Consider the following 23077-nt stretch of genomic DNA (forward strand, 5'->3'; position numbering starts at 1 on the left):
ATTGAGTTTATAACCCAACTGAGAGGGGGTTAACGAAAGCTAAACCTTTGCGTTAGCCCAGACTCGGATGGGTAGTTAAATAAAAGCTTAAAGCATGATGATTACTTATAATCAATGCGATATTTTGTCCCATCTTTTTCCAAAAAGACGGCATGGGGCTTAATACTTGTAATGACCATGCTATCTAAGCTGTCGCCTTCTGATAAAATACGGCCATTGATGACAACCGTGTAGCGAGTGCCTAGGCGAGACTGTCCCGTAATTTCGTAGCGGTCGGATAGATTGACAATGCCCATCTCTGGTGCTTCAGATTTGATGTAGTTATTGACAAGACGCACTCCTGAAATGCCTTTAATCTTTGCAATGAGCTGCGTGATTTCTCCCGCCTTATCGGACGGAGCATTGCCCGAGAGTGTGACCTCGCCTCCATTGGCTATCTTTGCTGAGACACCTCTTAAATTGAAGGTCTGGAGCCAGACATTAATTTGAGTGATGACATCTTCTTCAACAACCACCTGTTTTTTTAAAAGATCTAAATAAGGGAAGTTCACGCTGATGTAATCTGATAATTGTTCAGCTTGCTTGCGGGTCTCCAAGTAGCCCGATAAGATAAACTGGCCAGCTTCTGGAGAGTGGATGGTGATTCCTTTCCAGGCGGGATCTTTGGAGAGAACCGAATTAATTTCACGCCAAACAAATTCATCGATAATGATACCGCTATCGTCGATGTTTTTAATAAATTTCAAACCTTGCAGGTTATACATGAGCTGATTTTTTTCTGCCTGGCTGCGTACGTGTCCGAGCAAGAGTAAATTGCCGCTGGTCTTGTTATACGAATGACGCACTGCAGGAAAAGAGTCGAGTGCTTGTTGAACGAGCTCGGGAGCATTTTCTTGAGTCAGCGTGACGACAGGTTCGCTTTTAAAGAGGGCGGTCGTCCCAATGCCTGCTAATACAAATAAGCCAATGATGATGGCGAGTAGAATGTAGGGACCAAAATGGTGGGCAGGCTCTGGAGGAGGTGTAGCCGCTGCTGCTTCCACTTCCACAGGCGCAGGAGGAGGAACTTCTTCTATTTTAGGCGCTTCCTCTTCGTGTTGTAAAACTTTGACGATGGATGGAAGAAGAGGGGAAATAATTGTTTGCATTTCGCCTTCGCGATCATAAACGACAAACGAGGTCGTTCCGATTGTCACAATCATGCTTGGTATGAGTGCTTGCTTGCCTTCGACTGGAGCTCCGCTGACCAGCACGCCATTGCGGCTTTTTAAATCTTCAATGGCCAAACTGTCTTCTGGAGAGACGATAATTTTGGCGTGTTGGCGCGAAACGCTCGTGTCTTGAAAGACGATGTCGCAACTGTGCGGGTCGGTTCCCAGGATATAGCTATGTCCGGCCTGCATGTAAAATTCAGCCCCATTATTCGGGCCCCCGATGACTTTTAGCAGCCAGCGTCCAGTTTCTGCGATGCCAAAATTAATCTCGGCTAAAGGAGAAAAAGACTCTTCGTCTTCGTCAAAGATAGTGTCATTCTCTTTTTCCTCTTCCGATTCTGATCGGTCTTGAGAATGAAGCGGATAGGCAGAGGCTGGATTGGGATGGTCATCAATTTCTATGGGAGTTTGCTCAGATGGTTCTTTAACTTCTGAGGGAGAGCCTTCGTCTAGAACATGGGCCGATGTATCGGTATAATAGCGGAAAACCTCATTTCCAATTTTGACTGTATCACCCTGTTGTAAAATGCGGGGCTGCTCGCCAATTTCTTCTTCATTGATTTGAATGGGATTAGTCGAGCTCAAATTTTCAACAGAAATCCCTTCGGGTGTGCGTCTTGCAACCAGGTGTTTGCGAGAAGTAAGTGGATCTTGGATGACAAGCTGGCATTCATCGGGATCTCTTCCGATTACCCATGTATCGCCATTTTCTAGGGAAAGAATTAATCCCTTAAGGTCTCCTTCTTCTGCTACTAGTCTCGCAACCATATTTTACCCACTGAGTTAAAGAAAAAACATTCTATTATCATTTATCAGAAAAAAAATTGCAAATCCATGCGGTTTCTTTTGTAACGCTTCGATTGGTTTGCTTGTCAAGACATTGAGGTACTCTAGCCAAGCAGCCTTATGTCGATTAGATTAAGGCAAAATACACCTCTTATACCTCATTTGAATGGCATTGGTATAATTAGTGGTGTTTTAATGTCTCTTTTCGCCAAAAATCTAAAATGCTCACAAAATCTTCAAGTTTTTCCCGGAAGTCCTTATAGGTACTATTGTAGTCTAGCTCTAGCGAAAGCGTCAACACATTCCCTTCTCCATTTAACCCAATTGCAGCTCCTCGAGTGCCTCGTCCGAATAGATTGGCTTCCATTGCCTTAAATAAAAATGCATCGAGATTGTCTTGAGGGCATGCTCCAATGACCCCTTTGAATAGATAACTATGAGGACTTTGAATTAAATCTATTTGGATCTCATCTTCAAATGGAACGGTATAATGGCCAGGTTCTGGAGCGATGATCAAATCTTCCATTTCGAGCTCTCGGCCTAGTTGACGAATGAAATTATCCAGCATAAATAGGTTCCTTCATAAAAAAAGGATGAAAAAGTCAAGGGATCAAGAACCTATGTACTTTAACATCCTTTATTAATTATTTAGCTAGTAATAATTTTAAAAAATTACCCCTTCCGTTTATGCAGGACTCAAAGAGTGTGCTTTGAATACGCTGTCAGTGATTTTGTTGACGAAGTCTACTAAGTCTTTGAAGTCTGCTTTTTCCTGATCTTTAGATCTGGCTGTTGAATCTCCATATTTTCTAAGCAGATCCAAGTAACCATCGTTCATGACCTTGAGGGCTTCGAGGCTGCCTCTTTCTGCAATGATTCCAGATTGGATTGCAGAACCGGCACCTGCAACAACGTTCTTGACTATTTGTTGCTTGAGGTCAGATTGAAGGTTTAATTCCTGAGTACGTGTATTGATGAGCTGTCTCAAGTACTCGGGTCTATCCATGTTTTGAAGCGATTTTTCATGCCCTGCAATTTCTTTATCGTACTGAGCTAATTTTTTTTCATCTGCTGGTGTAAGAGGAGGATTTCTAGTTTGAACTCCATTGGGATCGGTGCTGACGACAGGCGATCTTTGCTCAATTTCATCTCTCTGGGCTTTTACTTTATCGAGATTTTGCTGTTCGATCTTTTTATCGGCGGCAAGGGTTTTTTCAGCGTCTTTGCGTGCTGTGGCTGCATTACCCCAGGTCTGTGCAAGCGAAATGGCAGCGACACCAGCCTGAATGAAGGAGGTGATGGCTTCAACCATTTTTTCGGCCGCTTGGGCTTGGGCAATCATCAAGGTTAATTCGGATTGAGTGGTCGTAATGGCTATAGTCAATTCGCGTGCCTTAAGCTCGACTTGGGCTTCCAAGTAGCTTGTGTCTCTTTTGAGGTTAAGCAGTTCATCCATAATGGCTGAAAAGTTAGCCAAAAAGGATGGGTTAAAGAATGGGTTGGAAGCCAATTGCTTGATAGGGTCGCCCCCACCTGGAGGGGGAGTGGATGACGTGGTAGAAGTTCCTTCTGTCTTGCCGTTTGGATCTTTCATGCCCAAATTGGCCATCGCCACTTTAGTTTGATAGTCGATGATGGCATCATAAACGGCTTGTGAAGTTTTGTCATCTTTTGGCAGCGAAAAAGTAAGGGCGATCATCACCGCTTGTTTAATAGCTTCTGCAAGGGGAGGATCAAGAACCGGTGCTGAAGCAGAAGTACTAAAGGAACCCGTAATGCGGAAATTTTGCCCTTCTAATATATTGAAGGTTTCGATCGTATCGGCTTTATTCGGATCGCCTTTTACAATATCAATAGAAACTCGTCCACTACTACCTTGTATGCTGACATCAACATCATTATCCACGCCTGGACGATCATATTGAAGATTAAGGTTGAATGTTGGATCGTTTGTTCCACCACTAGGAATATTACCACCCATAGTGTGTCTCCTTTTTAAATGATACGATGACAATCGATCTAGCTGTTAAGCGGATTGAGTCATACTTGTCATCGACAGTTCTGATTGATAAAATATATTTTTAAAGCTCTCGTTCACTTGTCTACATAGCGCAATGAGTGTACTTAAATCTTTTTTCACCTCTCCGTAAGGTAATTCTAAAGCATCAAAGCTACTTAATAAGGCTAATTTGAGTGACGCCGCATCGGAAGAGTCAATAGCTCTTCGGATGAGTTGCAATTGGCTCAAAGCTGTTGAGGCATATTCTCTTTCAATCACACCCTGGTTCTGAGCCTCTTGAATGATCTCCTCAATGTCTCCAAGCGTTGGGTCCATAAAACGTTGGATGAGTTCAAATAACTCTTCGTTGTTGGGCTGATCTTCTTCGTTGACCAGTAGAACGAGTATCAGCAAGTAGCCCAAACCTATATGGCTCAACCTTTTTTGTCGTTTTTCATCCAAATTCAATTGCTGCCCGAGGGCCAAAAAAGGGGTCTCGAGCAATCTTGATCCAAGAGCAAAAGCAATGCCTAATTCTCTTAAGAGTAGTCCTGCAGCCTTAGCGGCTCCTGGATCATCAGGAGGAAAGACTTTTTTCCAGTTCCCAAGCGTCTGTGTAAGTAAATAAATAACAGCTATAGCCATCGTTTGCGTAAAGGAGACGAGTAAGTCCGTTAATTTTTTGTCAGTTGGACTTAATAGAGTCTGCATGAGGCTGGCTAATCCTTTTTGCAGCCGCATTAATGCAGGTCCCATAAAGCCCGATTGGGACTGCCTCGTCTCTTGTGCACACAAAGCCGTATGGAAGGTCATGGAAAGTCTTGATAAGGGACCTGCTGCCGACCATTCAGCCTGCTTTGTAAAGTAGTGCAAGATCGTTTGCAAAATTGTTAGGCGCTCGCTGACCAATGGATGCGTTTGGAGAAGGTTTTCGGTGAGCGAAAGCTGATGCTCTAAGCGTTTGAGTTTGGCCTGATAATTGGATGGCATTGCAAACGGGCTCCTTTTTATATCTTTTTACTCATGCGATACTTTTGAACGAAATAGTTGCATGGCCTCCTTTAGCTGGTTAGATACATTCAATAGAAGGTCGTAACTTGGGTCATTGGGTCCAATCGTGGTCAAATGATCGTCTAAAAAGTTGGTAACGATTAATCCATAATTTAATAATTCTTGTTTGACCAAGTCAGGCAGTCCCAGATACTGCTGCGCGCCTATGAGCGTCGATTCATCTGGTGCAGAACCTGGAACGGAGGAACTGCCTGCCAAAGCCATTAAATGGGCCTCAAATTTTAAGCTATTATCCAATGCGATCAGATCGGGATCGCGCTCTTCAAAAGGCTTCGATTTATCGAGATTTAGCCTTTGCTGCATCTCTAGGGTTAGACTGTTGAGACGCTCTTGATAGTAGCTTAGGCTTAAATCTTCTGTCTGCCGATCTTCAACATAGCGCGTGCGGAAGAGCGGTAATAAAGAGGGCTTGCTTGAGCTCGCTTTGTCGGAGTTTATTCCAAAAGCGACTTCGATAGGAACCTCTAAGCTGTCGGTTGTTAAGATAACGCCAGGATTAGTTGGAGCCCCTTGCTTCATTTGGGTGTTAGAGAGCTGTTCCGACTTTTCTGTCGAATTTAAGTCGACATAGTCGGGTGAAGTGGGGCTCGATGAAAAACCATATCCTGTTGGAGGAGCATTCATAACTCTTCTCCTTCTTTTTCTATGAACTCCTGATCAAGATGATCTTTATCAAAGTTTTCTTTGATGTACTTTTTCAACTCCTTCTTAAAGCTTTTGTATTCGAGCAAGGCTTTTTCTTTGAGTTCATCGTAATGAGGGTTTAGCTCAGCGAGTGCAATCGTTTCCTTTATGGCTTGTAAAGCAGACATGGGTTTATTCAGTTTGACAAAGCAATCATAGAGATGGAAATTGGGAATGGGATTGAGCCGGTCCAAATAAGTACAAATAATATAGTTAGCTCCTGCCTCTTCATATTCATGACGATATTGATGGCAGGCGGCTATGGCGAATGAGTAGCGGTAATTGCTAACATCCAGTTTGCGCAGGAAGCTGAATACATTCAAAGCATCCTGGAATTTTCCAGCTTGGAACTGAGTATATCCATACTTGTAGATGGTTTCCATCATTTCAGGTGTAAATCCAAGAGCATCTGCAGGAGGGGCGCCTTCCATGATTTTGACAATGGCATCTTCCGCCCTTTGCCTAGTTTTAGCTGGCATATCCGCATCAACTTTATCAATGGCAGTTTTAACTTGTTCTCTTGCACTCGTCATAGCTCCTCCTTAACCTTGTATTGAATTGAAAAGCTGACCATAGCTCTTGTCTGCGGCCTTGTATAGATCGGTGTAAATCTGTTGAAGTTGTGCGATGAAATCGTCGCGACTACTCATACCACTTTGTATGTTTTTCAACAATTGCTCGAGGGCTTGAATCATCCCTTCCAATAATTCTTCGGCAGATTTGATCTCTCCGACTTCTTTTTGTAAGCGAGCAGCTTTTATAGTCATAGCCCCAGTTACTGCGCCTCCAACCACTTGGACGGCAGCTGGAGCACTTTGGGCTGCGGCATTTAAGACATCCCACTTATCAAGTTTCCTAAATGCATCGACCGTGCCTTTAAACTCTTCTTTGATATTAGCGGGAAGGTTTTTCACATTGTCTTTTAACTTATCCATTTGTTCGCCGAGCCTTGTTAGAAGCTCTCTTGCTCTTTCCTGTACAGTTTTTGCTACTTCAGTGGTTGATTTTTCGGCAGCATCTTTGGCAGCATCTGCTCCTTTTGTACCCGCACCGCCAACTTTCGCCATGACAACCATACATACAATTAAAGTGATGGCCATGACGACCATTTCAATGGCTTGTTGAGTTTTCTTGTCTACACCTGCAGCCTTAAGGATGCCGCCAACAAGCTCTGGTAAGGCGTTACTGCTCATAATGACCATGATCATCGCTTGCAATGCAATCTGCTTAACAGTTTCCACTACAGCGGCTCTTACAGTTTGTGCTACGGCTTGACTGGCAATATTGGTAGCAGCGCCAGCTCCGCTTCCTGTTGCCATTGCAGCCACAATGACGACAGCTAAAATAGCTACGATCACAGCGACAATTAAGGCTTTGACCAAGGCTTTTGCCCAGTCAGGGGCATTGGGCATCATTTTTTCAAGCGCATTTTTAAAGGCTTCGACAATCTTTTGTGTGACTCCGGTTATACTGTCGGCTATGGAGTAAGCAGTCATGGCTATTCCGATCGCAACACCTGCTGCAATCAAAGCCACACCTGCGACTGTCGCCGTACCTAAAGTTGCAATTGCAATTAAGGCCCCGAGTATGGTGGCTAAGGCTGCAATGATCGGCCCAATGATTTTCATGGAAAGCCCCATGGATTTCATTTGCCTTTGTTTCTTCAACGACTCTTCGAGCTTTTTAGACTGTTCCTCGGCACGAAGGCGTCGGTCGGCTAATTGGCTGAATTTGGACTTGGTATTTTCTTTGGATTTTTCAGCGTCCCTGATTTGAATTTCACGTAAAGTTGCTTTCAAATCTTTGATCGCCGTACCAATGATTTTTAAGAATTCAGTCAAAGCAATTCTGTTAGGATCATCTGCTGCGAGTGGAGGAGGTCCGTCGAGCAGTTTTTGTGCTGCTGCGCTTACATCGTTAAAGATTGTTTCGACGTTGCCAAGCATTCCTTCTAAACGAGCAGCAGCTACTTTTGTCGGAGTAATGATTCCAACGTTAATGGGTTTCCAATCGTCTACAGATTGTGTACCTTTAAACCAGGTGTTTGGTAGGCCGAAGGCTGCTTGCGTTTCTACTCGTGCCTCGCTTGTAAGCTGAAGATAGATGTCGGCGATATCTGAAGAGACGACACCTGTTTTAACGGCATTTATTAATTTAATGGCTTGATCTGGATCCAGTTCGAGCGCATGATCTTGCAAGTAAGTCGTCGCTTTATCCAAAACGGCTTGATCGTAGTATTCATTGATGTTCGCTTGCTGTTCCGAGCTGTAAGGGATGATGGGCTTTGGAGTCCAATCTTGAGCCTTAGTTGAAGTCACTGTCCATGTGCTGGGCAAATTGCCTTCTTCGATTGTTTTAGCTGTGGCCTCCGCTCCAATTGTTACTGCGATCTCTTGCAGTTCGGGATCTGAAAGAGTGGTGCCGTTCATGATGGCATCATAGACTTTTTTACCGTCCTCCGGAGTTAAATTCTTTTGTTTTAGTGCAGTAACCACGTTATCCGAAAAAAACTGTTTAACCATTTTTTGCTCGGTTTCGCCGTATGGCTGGGTCTGATTGTTTTGCTCGTCAGTCTGAGGGTGAAATAATGTGGGGGTTTGCGATTCGGATGTGTAAGCGCCTTTCTCAGTAAAATGCAAAGGTTTGAAGTCCGTTCCGATGGTATCTGCTGTTATTGTAAAGCTATAAGTGACTTCTTTTTTTGCTGTTACATAAGTCGCATCTGAGTTGGTGGTCTCTGCGTTAAATGAATAATTAACGGTTGGATCTTGGAAACTATTGCCCGATATATTCTCTCCCATAAGTAACCTCATTGTGTGATTAAGCTGGCTATCCAAGGGTTAGCCAGCTGGAGTCAAGAGATAAATTAGATTGGTTTATCAGCCATTCACTCTGTTGAGCTTTAGAATGTGCTTCCATTAATTTATCCGATTAATAATAGTTTTTTTATCCTTGCACTGCATTGAATAGGTTCGCTTGGCTTTTAGTCGCTGAATTGTAAATTTGCAAATAGAGTTGTTGCAGTTGCGCTATAAAGTCGTCTCGTCCGGCCATTCCCGATTGAATATTTTTCAATAATTTCTCTAAGGCTTGAATCATTCCTTCAATAGACTCTTCCAGTGATTTTAATTCACCAACATCTTTTGTTAATTTGCTTGCTTGGACCTGGTAGGCCCCTGTGACGAATCCTCCAACCATTTGAGTCCCTAAAGGCAAACTCTTGGCCATTGCATTGACTAGGTCTGGAGCCCGATCCTTAACCATCATCAGAAATTCTTTCATTGCCGCTTTAAGCCCATCTTCAACAAGCGTTTTTGCAACACCTTTTAGTTCGCTAAAAATATTTCCCATTTCCTTGATGGAATTGATCAGATTTTTGATAGGTTCCAAAATCAAATCCATCAATCCCTTAGCTGCCGACTGAGCTTGCGTCTTAGCAGCTTGTGCTATATTGCCAGCCGTGTCTGTAGCTGTGCTGGCGGCAGCCTTGGCGCCGGCTCCGGAAGCGGCTCCTGCGACAACCACAGCAGCCATGACGACAACCATCTGAATGACCGTGACTGCAATTTCAACATTTTTAATGGTCTCTTTATCGACTCCAGAAGCCTTTAAGATGGAGCTTATAAGGTCTGGAACTACTTTGGTTGCCATCAAAAGTTGGGCTGCCAGCATGAGAGTAATTTGCAAGGCTCCTTGCATGAGAGATTTCATGATGGCCATTAAAGCCGCTTGTACAGTGGAACTGGCTACGGCAGCGGGTCCTGAACCCGTAACGAAGCTTGCTACAATGAGCAAAATAGCGATGGCTGCCAATGCAGCGACAGCAGCGATAACAATCGTTGCTTTGACCAGATTGACTGCCCAATCAGGAGCATCGGGGGGTAGCATAGAGCGCACGGTTTTATCGAACAGCTTGACTGCCTTCTGGGTGACATCCATGGTGCTGTCCATAACAGAATAAGTCAAAAGGGCTGCTCCAATGGCCGCTGAAATTGATACACCAGCTATAATGACGGCTATACCGGCAGCTGTACCAATACCAAAAGTACCAACTGCGATACCAATTCCGACAATTAGCGATACAATAGTCGAAATCACCATAGCAATCGCTGAAATGACAGGCACGAGGACCTTCATGACTTTACCCATGTCGCCCATCGACCGTTGCTTTTTTTGCAGGTCATCCATTTTTTTTGACTGTTCGTCTGCCCGCAAACGCCTGTCGGCCAATTGGTCCAGTTTGGCATTCGAATTCTCTTTTGTTTTTTCGGCATCCTTGATTTGAATTTCCCTTAAAGTGGCTTTAAGATCTCGAATGGCTTGTCCGATTACTTTAAGGAATTCTGTCAAGGCAACCCGGTTGGGGTCGTTTGGCGGTAGACTATCCATGAATGTTTTAGCGGTGTCTTGCGTTTCGGTAAATAGCTGCTCTGAGTTGCTCAACATTGCATTCATTTTGGCTTCAGAGACCTTTGCCGGAGTGATAATTCCTACGTTGATCGGTTTCCAGTCGTCAACGCTTTCCGATCCCTTAAACCATGTGCTTGACAAGCCAAAAGCCTGCTGGGTTTCGGCTCGGGCTTCGGCTGTTAATTCGAGGTAGAGATCGGCTATTTCAGGAGCCACCTTGCCTGTCTTAATGGCCTCTATGAGCATGGCCGTTTCTTCGGCGTTCCCCGTAATAAGATTGGATTCGATATAATTCGTGGCTTTGTCCAGAAGCGTTTGGTCGTAATATTCATTGATTTGGCCTTGTTTCTCTGCGCTGTAAGGCTGGATGGGGGCAGGAGTCCAGTCATTGGCTAGCTTAGAGGTAATGGTCCAAGTTTTAGGCAGATTGCCTTCTTCTTGCGTTGTTGCAGTTGCCTTGTCCCCGATTGTTTTGGCAAGGAATGCAAGCGCTGGATCGGCCGGCATTGTTCCGTTCATGATGGCTTCAAAGACGGCTTTTTTTTGTTCTGTGGAGAGTGGAGGGGATAAAGGTAGCTCTTGTAGCTGTTTTGTCACATTTTGTGCAAAAAAATCTGTGACCATCTTTTGCTCAACTTCCCCATAGGGCTGCTGTTGAGTAAAATCTTGGGTATCGGCATTTGGTTGCGGCAAGGTTGGCGATTGAGCGGGTGATGGATAGGCCGGCAAAGTAACAAAATGCAGGGGAGTAAATGTAAAATCGCCGATTGTATCTTGCACATCTTCGTAGGCTTGTGTGCCTATAGTGCCTATTCCTTGTGGGGTTGACGCTTTATCGGTTTTGTCGCTTGTAAGGGTAAAGTTAAAGGCAAAATCGCCAGTCGTTGCTGTGCTGCTAAAGTCGCTATTAATTGGCATATTTACCTCAAATACTCGGCTGACTGAACAGCCGAGAGTTTTAATAATTCATCATTAGACTTACCTTGTGTGCTAATGACGTTTAGCAATGAGCGAGGCGTTAAGTTTAAATCTCTTCTTCCTCCATTGTCACAGGAGTGGAAGGCAGATTTTGCTGTTTTAAGCTTTCTAAACTCATCGTCGCGCGCTCTTTAATTTTGGCAAATTCAGGTCTGTTCTCTGATTTGTCAATGGCTAGTTGCAAGCACAGCATCGCTGAGAGATAGTCCTTCATTTGAATGAAACAATCAGATGAATGGTAATAGGGAATGGGAGTATTGGGATCTATTGTGCTGCACATCGTATAAGTCTGAATGGCATTTTTATACTCTTTTAACATGTGAAAGCAAGCGGCAAGGCCTAGAGTATACTTAGGCTCCGTCACGTTCATCATAATCAAGATGCGGAATAGATGAGTGGCTTCGATGTATTTGCCTGTATTGTAAAGCCGGTACGCTTGCGCATAAATGCTTTCCAATACATTGCTATTGACTCCCATCGCATCTTTTGGAGTCATTCCATCTTTGAACATGCGGTTCATGATGTCGCTGTAGGCTTTTTGAAATTTTTCATCTTCTTGAAAGGATGAATCTAAGGCTTCTTTTTTCATTTGACCTTTTGTTCCCCGAGAACCTTTCATAGCTGCCTCCTTCTAATTCTTGTCATCATTATTTCTTTATTCAAATGAAAAAGTCCTTTAAACGTCTGTAAAGCTAGCATAAACATCCATTCATAGAAGCTGTCTTGGGTTAGGTGTTTGAAGTCTGCTTGCTCCTTTTTTATTCCTGTTAACGCAATATGGTGCTCAAAAGCGTGGTCATCTGCTGAATAAAAGTAGATGCCATGTCGGTTTGTTGGTTAACAGCATCGTTTGTAGCATTAACGTTTGATTGTAATTTTTTAGCATTATCCTCTTGAATACCTCTGAGAGATCTCATGTTGTCGGTTAAAATACCATTGAAAGAGGAGTTTAAGTCGTTACGGGTTTGTCCAGCTTCAGTACTACTTTTTCCCAAAGGATTACTTCCGTCTTTTAAAAAGACGGGAATTTGGGTTTGCAAGGCAGTGTAAACGTTTTGATACTTGGTCAGATACGTTAGGCGGTTGGCCTGTGCAATACCCACGTCTTGCAAGGTTTTAATAATCGAGATGAGAAGGAGGATGATGCGGTTGAGAACCAGCGCTTTTTCTGAACTATTCCCGGCAAGTGAAGAGCCGACAAGCTCCAGATTCATGTTAATGCCATTTTCATTGCGGATGGCTGCGACCCAGTCAGCTAACATTTGGCTGGGCATAAAATAGCCTTTTGAGTTCATCTGCTCTTGATAAAACTGATTTAATCTGGCCTTAAAGGCACTAATAGAAGTGTCTTTGGCATAGGCGTTGTAGATGGCTTGATAGGTTGTCAGATTTTGGAAGACGGGAAGCGCAGAGGGCGATGGATCAACCAATAAACTAATATTGGATAAGTATTGATGCCATTGCGTGAGGAAGCTTTTTAAAAAGCCCAAATCGCCAGAAAGCGTAGAGGCTGGATACTGGTACTTGCTCAAGAAGTCTGCAAAAGCCTTCATGAAGGGATTATTAGAGTTCGTACTGAAAAAGTTGACAGGAGGTGAAGCTGCAGGTTGGGTTGTTAAAATCTGCCAATCGCCTCCAGTGACATTGCCGCTACTGTCAATTTGAATATTCAGTGCCGCTGCAAACTCTTGCACTAAGCCCTGGTAAAGCCCATCGTTTTGCCCTATTCCCAGTGCGGTATAAAGACCGGACTGGAAGCTTGCAAAATTAGTAAAGCTTTTAGATGGTCCAGTAGGTCCTGGAATATTAGGTATGCTATAGCCTGATAAAAATTGATTAAAGCGCTCTGCCTGTGTTCTGGCAGACAATGAGGTATTCGCAGCATAGAGATAAAAAGGAATCGCACTATCTGGCAATGCACTTAAATTGTTATCGCTATAAAAACTTGCAGGATAGTAAGGCAGGGGAATTTCATTCCCCAGAATAGCATTCGGTATGTACTGCAAACCATTTAAAAAACTCGTCTGATGAAAACCATCATCGAAGGTTATATTGTCAGTCATAGTTTTCTCCGTGAAATACTTGAGAGGTGAAATAGCACTTAATTATCTATAACAGCCCCCAAGGCTTAAACCATAATTTTTTGTTCTTTTGCAAAAAACATGCCAGTGTGCTTAACGGGCAATTCCTTGCGCCAATTTTTCCACGATTTGGGTCACTTTTTGCAAAACAGTTGCGGCTGATTGGTAGAACTGCTGGAAAACGAATTGGTAATTGCGCACATTTTCCTTCTCTGTATCATTCAACGATTGCGCTGCTTTGATCGCTTGCGTGATGCGGTCTTGAATTGCTCCTGCGTCATTTGATGAGCCGGCCCCTGCCTTTTGATCCTGATTATCTATGATCCACTTAGAAACAGCCGCCTTAAGTTGGGCTGGACTAGATGTTGCCGTCAGGTTTTTAAAGGCGTTGCTGATGTCGTTACACACCTTATAAATAAAATTGGCAAGCGTTCCTTCTACAGAGCGCGAGTTCTCTGGAGAAATGAGTTCCAAATCGAGCAAGCGTTGATAGAGTTTTTGTTTGGCGGCCAATAATTCAGTTGCTGCCGTGCTTGTGGGGGTCGCTGTTGGAAAGACTTGGCGGAACTGGGCGCTGGCTACAACTTTGTAAACTCTCGTGTAGTACTCGAGTGTTAAGTTTTGAGTACTGCTACTTTTTCCGCTCCCTGATGATGAGCTCCAATCGGCTGTCAAAACGCTGTTCATGATGTTAGAAGCACCGACGAACTTGGCCATTTCGGCGCTAAAGGTCGTATTCGGATTATTAGCAGCAGTATTCAGTGCTGCGTTCCGGCTGGTATTATAGGAATTGGTGAAATTTCTCATCTGACCGACGAGTCCATTCATATCAGAATCAGCTTTTCCACTCGTAATTTGGTTGAATACGTTTTGGATTTGAGCAACCGCTGCCGAAGGAATTTGGTTATCGTTGCCGGGAGGAAAAGCAAAGTCGCCTCTGTTGGTCACGGTAATCTGGTTGGAAATTCCTTGAATGATTGTCAACGAATCCAGGATCCCTTGCGTCGTTTTCAAACTCTGTTCGAGATTTTTGAACTTAATGGCGAGCAAATCGTTACCCTGTTTGACGTATTCGAGCTCCACCATGCTCTGTAAGGTCCGAGTTGAACTTGTCGACACGCTTCCGGCTGCATTCATGATTTGCTGAACGCCGAATCCCGCCAGGCTTTGCCAGCTCTCTAATAGGGGGACCTTATCGGCAGCTTGATAAGAGGTATCCAACATGATACCGCCAGCCTTCAAAGACTTGAGAACAAACTCCAAGTTGGTCGCCATTTCGGATGTCATGTAAAACGTCAAAGGAGGATTGCCATCCGTTACCCCGTTTTTAGCCAAATCGCGCAATTGATTGAGTGCATTGATCAATTTGTCAAAATCGGCAGCTGAAAGGGGGGTAGAACTCGCATCTGAATTGCTACTGCGCCGATTAAAGATCTCATTCAAAATGGCAATATTATCCAGATACTTTTTTAAAACGGATCCGCTCGTGTACTCTGCTCGGTTCGAGGGGACCGTTCCAATTCCATCAATAGTTAAATCCATACCATACTCCTTAAAATTCTTAACGGCTTCGACCTGAAAGCGTTCGGAAGGAGAGGCAAAATATCAAGCCAGTAGCTACCTTTCGAAGAGTTAAAGTCGTTGAAAATGATTAAAATCCTCTTAATAATATTATATTAATTAAATTTTAAATATCAACCCTCTGTTATTGCTTTTTAAAATTATTGTTTAGTTATTCCACGATTAATTTTATCAAAAATATTTCCTAATACTTGAAGCATGCTGGCTGCTGATTTATAAAATTCTTGGAAAATAAATAGGTATCTGCGTACATCTTCGCGTTGCCCCTCCTCCAAGTTTTGTCCGGTTTTGAGGGCGGTGGAGATGCGATCTTGAATTTGCCCGGCAGTTCCTTGTCCTCCCGTTTCATCGATTCTTTGATCTTGGCTATCCATGATCCACTTCTTGACAGCGGAAAACAGCTGATTTTGCAAATTGGGATTGCCGGTCATTGCAATGCCGGAAAAGGCGGCGCTAATATCTTTGATGACTTGAAAGACTGCATTGGCAAGCGTGCCGCTGGCATTGCGATTGTTTGTAGGGCTAGTCCCTTCGAGAGCTAGGAGCTGATTCCATAGTTTTTGTTTCGCGTTGAGCAGTTGCTCTGCGGCATTGGCAACGGGAACGGCGGAAGGAAAAATTTGGTTGAAGTAAGCGCTCGCAGCTTGCTTATAAGCTTTTTTATAGGCATCCAGGTCGTTAGTTGGGTTGGGCAGAGAGAATTCGGGAAACTTATTGGATACTTGGATCTGGTTGGAGATATTTTGGATAGCTGTCAGAGACTGCAAAATTTGTTGGGACAAACTTAATGCGTCTTGCAAGTAGCCGAGTTTTCCAGCCATTTGCTCGTTGGCGACTCCAATGTATTCGAGCTGCAGCATGCTTTGCAACGTTCGCCCGGGCGAGGCGGCGACAGTGAGATCCGAGACGATACCTGTCCCTGGATTTGTAATTTTGACTGTATATTGTGAAGCCGTTAATTGAAGACCTAAGGCTGCATTTAAAGGGCCCAGTACATCAATTTGAAAATTGGTCAGATACTGCCAATTTTGAAGAGTCGCAACCTTATCGGCAGTCGAAAGAGGGGGAGCATTCGGATCAGGAGGAATGTTGACGATCGCTAGAGTCCGCATGATGTCATTTAAATGAGTGACCATGTCCTGATTCATGAAGCTCTTAAATGTCTCGACACCATTGGTATCGGTCGCACCATTTTTAGCCAAATCTTTAAGACTTGCGATTTGGTTTAAAATGATATCGTAATCGGTCGCTGTCAGGGTAGAGGGATCTTTTGTAAAAATGTTTTTCAGAGGAATAATCAGATCCGTGTATTTTTGCAATACATTGAGACTGTAATATTCCGTGAGGCTGACAGAGGCGGCTCCTATTCCTATAATGGCCACTTCCATACATTCACTCCTTTTGATTGACTCTTATCCGATCGATGATCATTCAATGGGGCGATCTGATAAAAATCCTTCATGCATAAAATTAATAGGCATCTTTACTAAACAATAATATCGATCGACTTTTTCCAATTCGAAGGTTCATGTCCTGCATACATAATACCGGTACCCGCCGAGTAAATGAGCGAATAGGCGGGATCCATGACCTTAAGGGAAAAGGCGTAAAAGTCTTTGCTTGTCACAATCGTTTCTTTAAACGCTTCTGTTGTCGCTTCGGCATATTCTTCATTTTGATCGAGCTTCAAATGATAAATTTGGTTGCTGACAGTGTTGACTAATGATAAAGGCGATTTTAATTGCGCTTCATCACGAGGATCCGGATTAGGTGTACCAAAAAGAGTTTGAGCAATTTCTTCGGTGATTTGTTTTGCGAGCTGAGTTCCAAGTTGAGGAACCAATAGTTCGGCAGCCCTTCGTTCTAAAATGGCAACTAGTTGTGCTTGAGTCAATGGGGTAAATGGTGCTGGCGGTACACTTGGCGTGGTATCATCAACTGGCTGTCCGTTATTGTTAGTTTGTGGGGTGGAAGTGTTAGTTCGGGTGGTTGAAGTGGTGCTGGTAGGGATGGTTACGTTATCTGCTGACCGTGTATCTGTATTGACTGGATCTGCTGACCGTGTGTCTGTATTGACTGGTTGCGATGGACGATTGACATTGGATTGAGAAGGTTGTTGAGGAATGGATTGAGAGGGTTGTTGAGGAATGGTCGGATTTGGGGATGGTGCAACATTGACGTTACTTGGAGGTGGTACAACATTGGCGTTATTGGTTAACTCTGGGGGTTGCAAGGAGCTATTTTGAGCAGAGGTTAGGATGATATCGCGCAAAACCTCATCGGCAACCACTGAACGCACATTTAGGTCTTGTAAATTGGATTGTAGGTCGGCTCTGAATTGGGTAACTGATGTCGATTGATTTCCCAGATCTTCAAATGTGCGAGAGACGACTTCTCTTGCAATGGCGTCGGCACGGGCTAGGTCAAAGGCTCTTGAGTCAGATAAAATTAAGCTCGCCTTGATCGAGTCGACTAAGAGTTGCTGGTTGATGCTATCTTGAGCAATTGATGTAGAAGAAGGTGTCAAAAGGTTTTGATTGACAAGAGAGACTCCAAGATCAGCCAAGAAGGCTGCCTCATCCTGTGAAAAGCCCTGTGCAATAAAGTTGGCTTGCAGCTGAGCTTGCAAATCGGTGTTGTTTAGTTGAGAGGTAGCGGACGCTTGGCCTAAGATGGCAGCGGCTAATTCTGGTGGCAATAGAGGTAGCAATAACTGGGCCGATAGCCCAGGTAATCCCAAGGAGGATTCCAGTAATTTTGTGGAAACAAGTAATAATCCCAAATTAATAGTTGCTGTTAAGGCTTCTAAGTCGGCTGGACTTAAATTCTGCAAGGCAGGAATACCATTCAGGAAGGTTTGCAATGCATCAGTCGTAAGCCCTTGGCCAGCCAATTCTTGAACGCGATTGGCAAATGAAAGCGCGAACAGTAAGCTTAAAGCGGGACTATCGGGGGGCAATGAAGAGAGTACGGATAAAACAGGAGCCAGGCTTGGCAATAAGGCGTCTAAGCTATTTCTTCCGATGAGTCCAAGCGATAAAACGAGGACTTGATTAGCCACCTCTGCGATTTGATCCTCGGTCAAGTTTAAGTTAAGATTGCGAATGGATTGGGCTAAAGCGGCTTGCCCTAAAATAGCTGTGATATGGGGATTGTCCAGGCCAATCGATTGAATGGCTAATGTACCCGCTCCTTGCGTATTGTTAGACGCAATGGGTTGTGCAATGTCGATGATCGTGTTTGGAATGACTTTACGACTCAACGGTTTAAAGTTTAAAAGAGGATCGGGAGTGTAATCAACATTCGGATTAAAAATGCTCAGAATTCTCAAAAAACCCCAATATTCGACGTTGAAAGAGATGACTGAATCGATTGGGGAAACGTTCTTCTCATACATTTTATCATCGATGACAGTGCCGACTGACTGGGTTTCAAAAACTGTTATGGTAGCAATATTGCTTACGCTGCGATTATATGCGCCATTTGCCATATCCACAGCGAAGCTGTTAGGGGGAGGAACATTAACTGTAACAGGGCCTTCTCCACTTACATACCCAGGAGCGCTTTGGCGTGAACTTAGGCCGGAGTTATTGACTTGATTAGCATTTTGTTGCTTCGAAACGGTAATGCTATATTTGTCTAAATAACTTTGAAGATCGTTGTCTTTAATGAAGTTGGTCACCCAATTATTGTTTGGCTGTACAGTTTGATTATAAGAATTTGTTGCATTGTTGTAATTGTTAATGGCCGTCCCTCTTGCAGCCCAATAGTCATTTATCCAATTGACCGAGTTTCGATATCCTTCTGTCAAAGCATTATAAATGCCTTCTTTCCCCTTAGGAACGGTAAAATTATCGCCATTCTTTGTAATTCCGTTGTCTTGCAAAGCTTGGACATAGGCATTATACGCATTCCTAAAACTTTGGAAGTTGGACCGGTCTTGGCTATTTTGATTGTTCATGTCGTTAATGCGATTATTCTGCGCATCGACTAGGTTTTTCATCGTTGTTGTCTGCGTTTGCAGCTGCGTAGTTTTTTGCATGGCTTCTTTTTGCGATTCGATGATGGCTGCTGCACGGATACTAAATTGATCGACTAATCCCAATGCTTGCAAACCCGCAGCGCGGCTGTCCTTTTTTCGCGTGACCTGGTCAATAAAATCGGAGGTGCGAAATTGTTGGTTGAGCTCTACCTTGGCATCGTTGAGAATTTTAAAAAATTCATTGATCGATCCAGAAGTGATAGAAGGGCTCAGTAAGGTGGGCACACCTACTGTTGGCCCTGAAAAACGCTCATTCAATTCGTCTGTTGTGAACGAACGTATTAGGGAATCTTGAATCGCTGGTGGAAGACTTTGAAAAACAGGGCTTTGAATATAAGAGAAAGATTGAAGATTCGATGATCCACCCACGCTGGTAATATCTGACATGGCCATTCTCCTTGTGCTATTGTCTAAGACTTATCTCGCTTCTAGCAGGAAAAAAGCCAATCAAATCTGCAAACGAGATAAATCACTCATTTACGTGTCAGAAAAAATCATTAATCGTTAATTGTTAAATTAATAATTTCTCTAGGCCCTTATTCTTATTTTAGCATAGATTTTATTTAATTACAGTATCAATTGGCATTTAAATTGGATTAATTAAATTTATTTTACCATTGACACTTTATGGCTCTCGGATTTAAACATTGACATTTGATGGAATCAATTTCTCTTGACAATCATTCAAAGGAGGGATTGCTTGAAAGAAATGGGTCTACCTTTAAACGCCATTCAGGGTCTAGATTAAATGCCTTTCGTGCTCAATAAAATCGCTTTTCCTTTTGCTAGTGTTGACCAGATTAAATTTTTTCAAAACGCCTTTTTTCAAAGTCTGAGGAGTTCCTCGGTTCGCTCTGTTTTACAAAGTTTGGAGACAGAAAACAAGCATTATGTTGCCTTTGAAGCAAGAATTGAGGGGCATTTGGTGGGACTTGTTTTGGCTGAGGTATTTGCGAGTAATCGGACTGGTCAATTTTATCTTCTCTTTGTAGAAGAGGGGTATCGTGGTCAGGGAATTGGGCAAGCCTTGTTTACTTGCATGCAAAATTTTTTGGTTAAGGAAGAAAAGGTTTTTGCCATTGGCCTTGAGTACGAAGAGGGGACTCCTCATACGCAGGCGATGGAGAAGATATTAGCTCATCATCACTGGACAATTCCTTCTGTTTATCTTTTGCGCTGTCATTTTGACTCTTATCATTTTGATCCCAAGTGGCTTTATCTGCCTTTTAACTTGCCTGCCAATATGGAATTCTTTCAGTGGCAGGATTTGACGGCACAAGATAGAGAGGATCTTCAGAAAATAAAAGAGGGAAAAGGGTTGAATCCTCTCCTGTGGCCGTTTCGAGAAGAGAGCACAATCGATCTTCTGACTAGTGTCGGGTTGCGCAGAGACAATCAACTTGTTGGCTGGAGCATTACCAATCGTTTAGGAGATACTATCCGCTACTCGATTCTTTACGTTGAAAAAGAGCTTCAAGCATTGGGCTATGGCATTCAGCTTCTCATTGAATCTATCCGTCAGCATGATCGCCTCATGCATGGCGATAATCCAGCTCCAAGAGCTTTATTTGAAATTGTTTTGTCCCAAATTAATGCAACATGGACAAGATTTGTTGAAAGACGCTTAGTTCCTTACTCGACGAAAGTAGACAGAATGAAATGGGCGTTAAAGTTCTTTAATGAAAATATCCCTCTATAGGCTGCTCGCTGGATTCAAATGTAGATCTGGATGGCCCATTTCATGCGTTCTACTCTATCTGAAATGGGAATTAACCGTTTTTTCACAAATCGGCGCCATGAGAGATCAATTTCTTGCAGATTGATTTCAAAGATGGCACGTGGAATCGGCAATTGTTTGTGGAGTCGAATCGATTCTGACAACAGCAGAATGCCATATCCTGAAAATTGGAAGTCCTTATCGATATACAGGGCCGAATAGCGGAGGGTATCTGGATCCAGGCGGTGGGTAATGCTCCAGCCAATGACTTGGTTTTTGTAGCGAAGCCCAACGCTTGTTGGAAGATCGATTTGCTTTTCTTCGCGAAAAGGCGATAAATAGGGGAGGAACATTCCCTGATCCCTCATGAAGGCAATTCTCTTTCTTTCCTCTGCAGTCAAATCTTTCCACTTAAATAATTCCATTTCTGGAGGAAATCGGTTCGCTAAATGAATCCAGCGAGGATTAAAGGCATAGGCATCGAAATGGCACCGCACGAGGTAGAGCTTAGGAGGGTTCCATTGCCGATGCGCTAAAATTTTTTCAATGGCTGGTGCGTAGGCATCGTTTTTTTCATATTCGAAGCCTAAGGCGAAGATGTGGTCTTGTTCCTTTAGAGTGGTTTCTAAGCATTGAAAAAGGGCCTGTCCAATTCCCCGCTGTCGATAGTTTTCTTTAACAACCAGTGAATAGAGTTGGGCGGTTTGATTGATAGAAAAGTATTGTGCCATTGCACACCCTACGAGTTCGCCGTCTAAACGGGCTTCGGTTGCAACCCAATATCCCTCTTCTGCAGTCAGCTCTTTTAGACGTTCCAAAGCTTGTGGGAGAATCAGACGTTCATAGGCTTTGAACTCTTGAGTATCATAATCTGGAAGGGAAAAACGATTGAGGATGAGCATTTTGTCATTCATGAGAATCCTTTTAACTCCACTTGTTTCCTAGGATTGCGGCTTAGGCTTGAGGTTGCGCGTGATTCGATTCACCACTCAGACTAAAAGTGTATAACCTATCGCGAATTTTTTGACTTTCGTTTTGGGAAATGGAGTGTAATACAAATGTGGATGAGGGGGAAAAATTAGGCGTGCCTTTTGATGGCACGCCTAACTCTCAATTAAGCGATTTTTTGATCGTCGCGTTTGATAACGGGAGGCTTTTTGTCTAAGACTGTTTCTTTCTCGATGAGAATTTCAGAGATTGTATCATCCGATGGAACTTCAAACATGTGTTCGCGCATGAGATTCTCTAATATTAGACGCAAGGCCCGTGCTCCAGTACCTGCTTCGATGGCTTGTTGTGCAATGGCAGCCAAGGCTTCATCCGTGAACTGGAGTTTTACCCCTTCAGCTTCGAACATGGCAATGAACTGCTTAATGAAGGCATTTTTGGGCTCTGTCAAGATGTTAATCAAATCAGGCATGGTTAATTCATTACAGTTGGCGATGCTGTTAAAGCGGCCAACAAACTCTGGAATCATGCCGAATTGGATCAGATCTTCCGGCTCAACTTTTGAGAGCAGCAGGCTCTTTTGAGTGGGGTCAATGACTTCGCGGTTGCTGCCGTCAAATCCAATTGTATTGCGTCCTAGGCGTTTAGCGATAATTTTTTCCAGGTTGACGAATGCCCCGCCCACAATGAACAGGATATTTTCTGTATTGACCTTGATATATTCCTGATTAGGGTGTTTGCGTCCGCCTTTAGGAGGGACATTGGCAACTGTTCCTTCTACAATTTTGAGGAGGGCTTGCTGAACGCCTTCGCCAGATACATCGCGTGTAATAGAGACGTTAGCCGTCGTGCGGTTGATCTTATCGATTTCGTCGATGTAAATGATGCCTTGTTCTGCTTTGGCAACATCGTAATCGGCCGCTTGGAGCAGGCGCAAGATGATGTTTTCGACATCCTCTCCGACATAACCTGCTTCCGTTAATGTCGTCGCATCGGCAATCGTAAAGGGAACGTCGAGAATGGAAGCGAGAGTCTTGGCGATGAGCGTTTTGCCAGATCCTGTAGGACCAAATAGCAAGACGTTCGATTTGCTGAATTCGATTCCATCCGTCTCTTTGCTTTTGGAGCGGATGCGCTTATAGTGGTTGTAAACCGCTACAGAAATCGTTTTTTTTGCATTTTCTTGACCAATGATGTATTCATCCAGCTTTTGCTTGATTTCTTTGGGCTTGAGAATTTTGAATTCATAGTTTGTGGGCGCTTTTTTGTCTAAAATCCCAGTGCATAAGCGTACGCATTTATCGCAAATATAAACATTTGGACCAGAAATGAGCTTTTCGACCGCTTCTTCGGTTCGTCCACAAAAAGAACAACTAGCAAGATCTTTTGTTGTTAAAGACTTTTTACTCATGAGTCATTACTTATTCCAAAAAGGTTTAAAAATAAAAAACTTTACTCTCAGTTTCTGCCAAGAATCGATATTCAGGTGATGCCCAATGCAGAGTAAAGTTGATAACCCGCTTCTTCTAGTGTTATTAAAGGGGTGATCTTGTCAGAGGCCATGTA

Annotated in this window: 16 protein-coding genes; 1 reads left to right on the forward strand and 15 read right to left on the reverse strand. The window is 43.5% G+C overall.

Annotation, left to right across the window (positions count from 1 at the left end):
• Positions 1-101: 101 nt before the first annotated feature.
• The 13 genes from sctD to PNK_RS01770 all read right to left on the reverse strand — a co-directional run bounded on the left by sctD (position 102) and on the right by PNK_RS01770 (position 19233).
• On the reverse strand, positions 102-1982 hold the full coding sequence (sctD, locus tag PNK_RS01710; protein ID WP_059059908.1) for a type III secretion system inner membrane ring subunit SctD: 1881 nt from the start codon (positions 1980-1982) through the stop codon (positions 102-104).
• Positions 1983-2181: 199 nt separating this feature from the next.
• Positions 2182-2568 carry a type III secretion system chaperone gene (locus tag PNK_RS01715; RefSeq protein WP_032124969.1) on the reverse strand — a complete coding sequence of 129 codons (387 nt, stop codon included), beginning with the start codon at positions 2566-2568 and terminating at the stop codon, positions 2182-2184.
• Positions 2569-2685: 117 nt separating this feature from the next.
• On the reverse strand, positions 2686-3981 hold the full coding sequence (locus PNK_RS01720) for a hypothetical protein (RefSeq protein WP_059059910.1): 1296 nt from the start codon (positions 3979-3981) through the stop codon (positions 2686-2688).
• A 45-nt stretch (positions 3982-4026) separates the two neighbouring features.
• Positions 4027-4989, reverse strand: coding sequence for a hypothetical protein (locus PNK_RS01725; RefSeq protein ID WP_032124971.1), 963 nt, complete (start codon positions 4987-4989; stop codon positions 4027-4029).
• Positions 4990-5016: 27 nt separating this feature from the next.
• Positions 5017-5694, reverse strand: coding sequence for a hypothetical protein (locus PNK_RS01730; protein ID WP_032124972.1), 678 nt, complete (start codon positions 5692-5694; stop codon positions 5017-5019).
• Positions 5691-6287, reverse strand: coding sequence for a SycD/LcrH family type III secretion system chaperone (locus tag PNK_RS01735; RefSeq protein ID WP_032124973.1), 597 nt, complete (start codon positions 6285-6287; stop codon positions 5691-5693). Before PNK_RS01735 ends, PNK_RS01730 begins: the two co-directional genes overlap by 4 nt.
• 9 nt (positions 6288-6296) lie before the next feature.
• Entirely contained in the window at positions 6297-8555 is a 2259-nt protein-coding gene (gene sctE / locus PNK_RS01740) for a type III secretion system translocon subunit SseC family protein (RefSeq protein WP_059059912.1), read from the reverse strand.
• A gap of 145 nt (positions 8556-8700) precedes the next feature.
• Positions 8701-11082: a type III secretion system translocon subunit SseC family protein gene (gene sctE, locus PNK_RS01745; protein WP_059059914.1), complete on the reverse strand. Its 2382-nt coding sequence runs from the start codon at positions 11080-11082 to the stop codon at positions 8701-8703.
• A gap of 106 nt (positions 11083-11188) precedes the next feature.
• Complete coding sequence (locus tag PNK_RS01750; RefSeq protein ID WP_032124976.1) at positions 11189-11761, reverse strand: SycD/LcrH family type III secretion system chaperone; 573 nt, start codon at positions 11759-11761, stop codon at positions 11189-11191.
• Positions 11762-11909: 148 nt separating this feature from the next.
• Entirely contained in the window at positions 11910-13205 is a 1296-nt protein-coding gene (locus PNK_RS01755) for a hypothetical protein (RefSeq protein ID WP_059059916.1), read from the reverse strand.
• A gap of 111 nt (positions 13206-13316) precedes the next feature.
• Positions 13317-14765 (reverse strand): hypothetical protein, encoded by a 1449-nt coding sequence (locus tag PNK_RS01760; protein ID WP_059059918.1) that lies wholly within the window; start codon positions 14763-14765, stop codon positions 13317-13319.
• A gap of 179 nt (positions 14766-14944) precedes the next feature.
• Positions 14945-16192 (reverse strand): hypothetical protein, encoded by a 1248-nt coding sequence (locus PNK_RS01765; RefSeq protein WP_032124979.1) that lies wholly within the window; start codon positions 16190-16192, stop codon positions 14945-14947.
• Between the two features lie 98 nt (positions 16193-16290).
• Positions 16291-19233 carry a hypothetical protein gene (locus tag PNK_RS01770; RefSeq protein WP_059059919.1) on the reverse strand — a complete coding sequence of 981 codons (2943 nt, stop codon included), beginning with the start codon at positions 19231-19233 and terminating at the stop codon, positions 16291-16293.
• Positions 19234-19594: 361 nt separating this feature from the next.
• On the opposite strand from PNK_RS01770, the gene PNK_RS01775 reads away from it, so the two are divergent.
• Positions 19595-20545, forward strand: a complete 951-nt coding sequence (locus PNK_RS01775) for a GNAT family N-acetyltransferase (RefSeq protein ID WP_059059921.1) — start codon at positions 19595-19597, stop codon at positions 20543-20545.
• A 14-nt stretch (positions 20546-20559) separates the two neighbouring features.
• Here the strand turns inward: PNK_RS01775 and PNK_RS01780 are convergent, their stop codons facing one another.
• Both PNK_RS01780 and clpX read right to left on the reverse strand, forming a co-directional pair.
• Positions 20560-21477: a GNAT family N-acetyltransferase gene (locus PNK_RS01780; protein WP_059059923.1), complete on the reverse strand. Its 918-nt coding sequence runs from the start codon at positions 21475-21477 to the stop codon at positions 20560-20562.
• 200 nt (positions 21478-21677) lie between these two features.
• The gene (clpX, locus tag PNK_RS01785; protein WP_032124983.1) at positions 21678-22922 is read right to left on the reverse strand and encodes an ATP-dependent Clp protease ATP-binding subunit ClpX; all 1245 of its coding nucleotides are present in this window, start codon (positions 22920-22922) and stop codon (positions 21678-21680) included.
• Positions 22923-23077 lie beyond the last annotated feature (155 nt).

Source organism: Candidatus Protochlamydia naegleriophila, from assembly GCF_001499655.1.
Lineage (GTDB): Bacteria > Chlamydiota > Chlamydiia > Chlamydiales > Parachlamydiaceae > Protochlamydia > Protochlamydia naegleriophila.

What these genes read in the sequence shown, in the direction of transcription:
- sctD (WP_059059908.1), bottom strand. Translation starts at nt 1,982, where the DNA reads ATGGTTGCGAGACTAGTAGCAGAAGAAGGAGACCTTAAGGGATTAATT.
- PNK_RS01715 (WP_032124969.1), bottom strand. Translation starts at nt 2,568, where the DNA reads ATGCTGGATAATTTCATTCGTCAACTAGGCCGAGAGCTCGAAATGGAA.
- PNK_RS01720 (WP_059059910.1), bottom strand. Translation starts at nt 3,981, where the DNA reads ATGGGTGGTAATATTCCTAGTGGTGGAACAAACGATCCAACATTCAAC.
- PNK_RS01725 (WP_032124971.1), bottom strand. Translation starts at nt 4,989, where the DNA reads ATGCCATCCAATTATCAGGCCAAACTCAAACGCTTAGAGCATCAGCTT.
- PNK_RS01730 (WP_032124972.1), bottom strand. Translation starts at nt 5,694, where the DNA reads ATGAATGCTCCTCCAACAGGATATGGTTTTTCATCGAGCCCCACTTCA.
- PNK_RS01735 (WP_032124973.1), bottom strand. Translation starts at nt 6,287, where the DNA reads ATGACGAGTGCAAGAGAACAAGTTAAAACTGCCATTGATAAAGTTGAT.
- sctE (WP_059059912.1), bottom strand. Translation starts at nt 8,555, where the DNA reads ATGGGAGAGAATATATCGGGCAATAGTTTCCAAGATCCAACCGTTAAT.
- sctE (WP_059059914.1), bottom strand. Translation starts at nt 11,082, where the DNA reads ATGCCAATTAATAGCGACTTTAGCAGCACAGCAACGACTGGCGATTTT.
- PNK_RS01750 (WP_032124976.1), bottom strand. Translation starts at nt 11,761, where the DNA reads ATGAAAGGTTCTCGGGGAACAAAAGGTCAAATGAAAAAAGAAGCCTTA.
- PNK_RS01755 (WP_059059916.1), bottom strand. Translation starts at nt 13,205, where the DNA reads ATGACTGACAATATAACCTTCGATGATGGTTTTCATCAGACGAGTTTT.
- PNK_RS01760 (WP_059059918.1), bottom strand. Translation starts at nt 14,765, where the DNA reads ATGGATTTAACTATTGATGGAATTGGAACGGTCCCCTCGAACCGAGCA.
- PNK_RS01765 (WP_032124979.1), bottom strand. Translation starts at nt 16,192, where the DNA reads ATGGAAGTGGCCATTATAGGAATAGGAGCCGCCTCTGTCAGCCTCACG.
- PNK_RS01770 (WP_059059919.1), bottom strand. Translation starts at nt 19,233, where the DNA reads ATGTCAGATATTACCAGCGTGGGTGGATCATCGAATCTTCAATCTTTC.
- PNK_RS01775 (WP_059059921.1), top strand. Translation starts at nt 19,595, where the DNA reads ATGCCTTTCGTGCTCAATAAAATCGCTTTTCCTTTTGCTAGTGTTGAC.
- PNK_RS01780 (WP_059059923.1), bottom strand. Translation starts at nt 21,477, where the DNA reads ATGAATGACAAAATGCTCATCCTCAATCGTTTTTCCCTTCCAGATTAT.
- clpX (WP_032124983.1), bottom strand. Translation starts at nt 22,922, where the DNA reads ATGAGTAAAAAGTCTTTAACAACAAAAGATCTTGCTAGTTGTTCTTTT.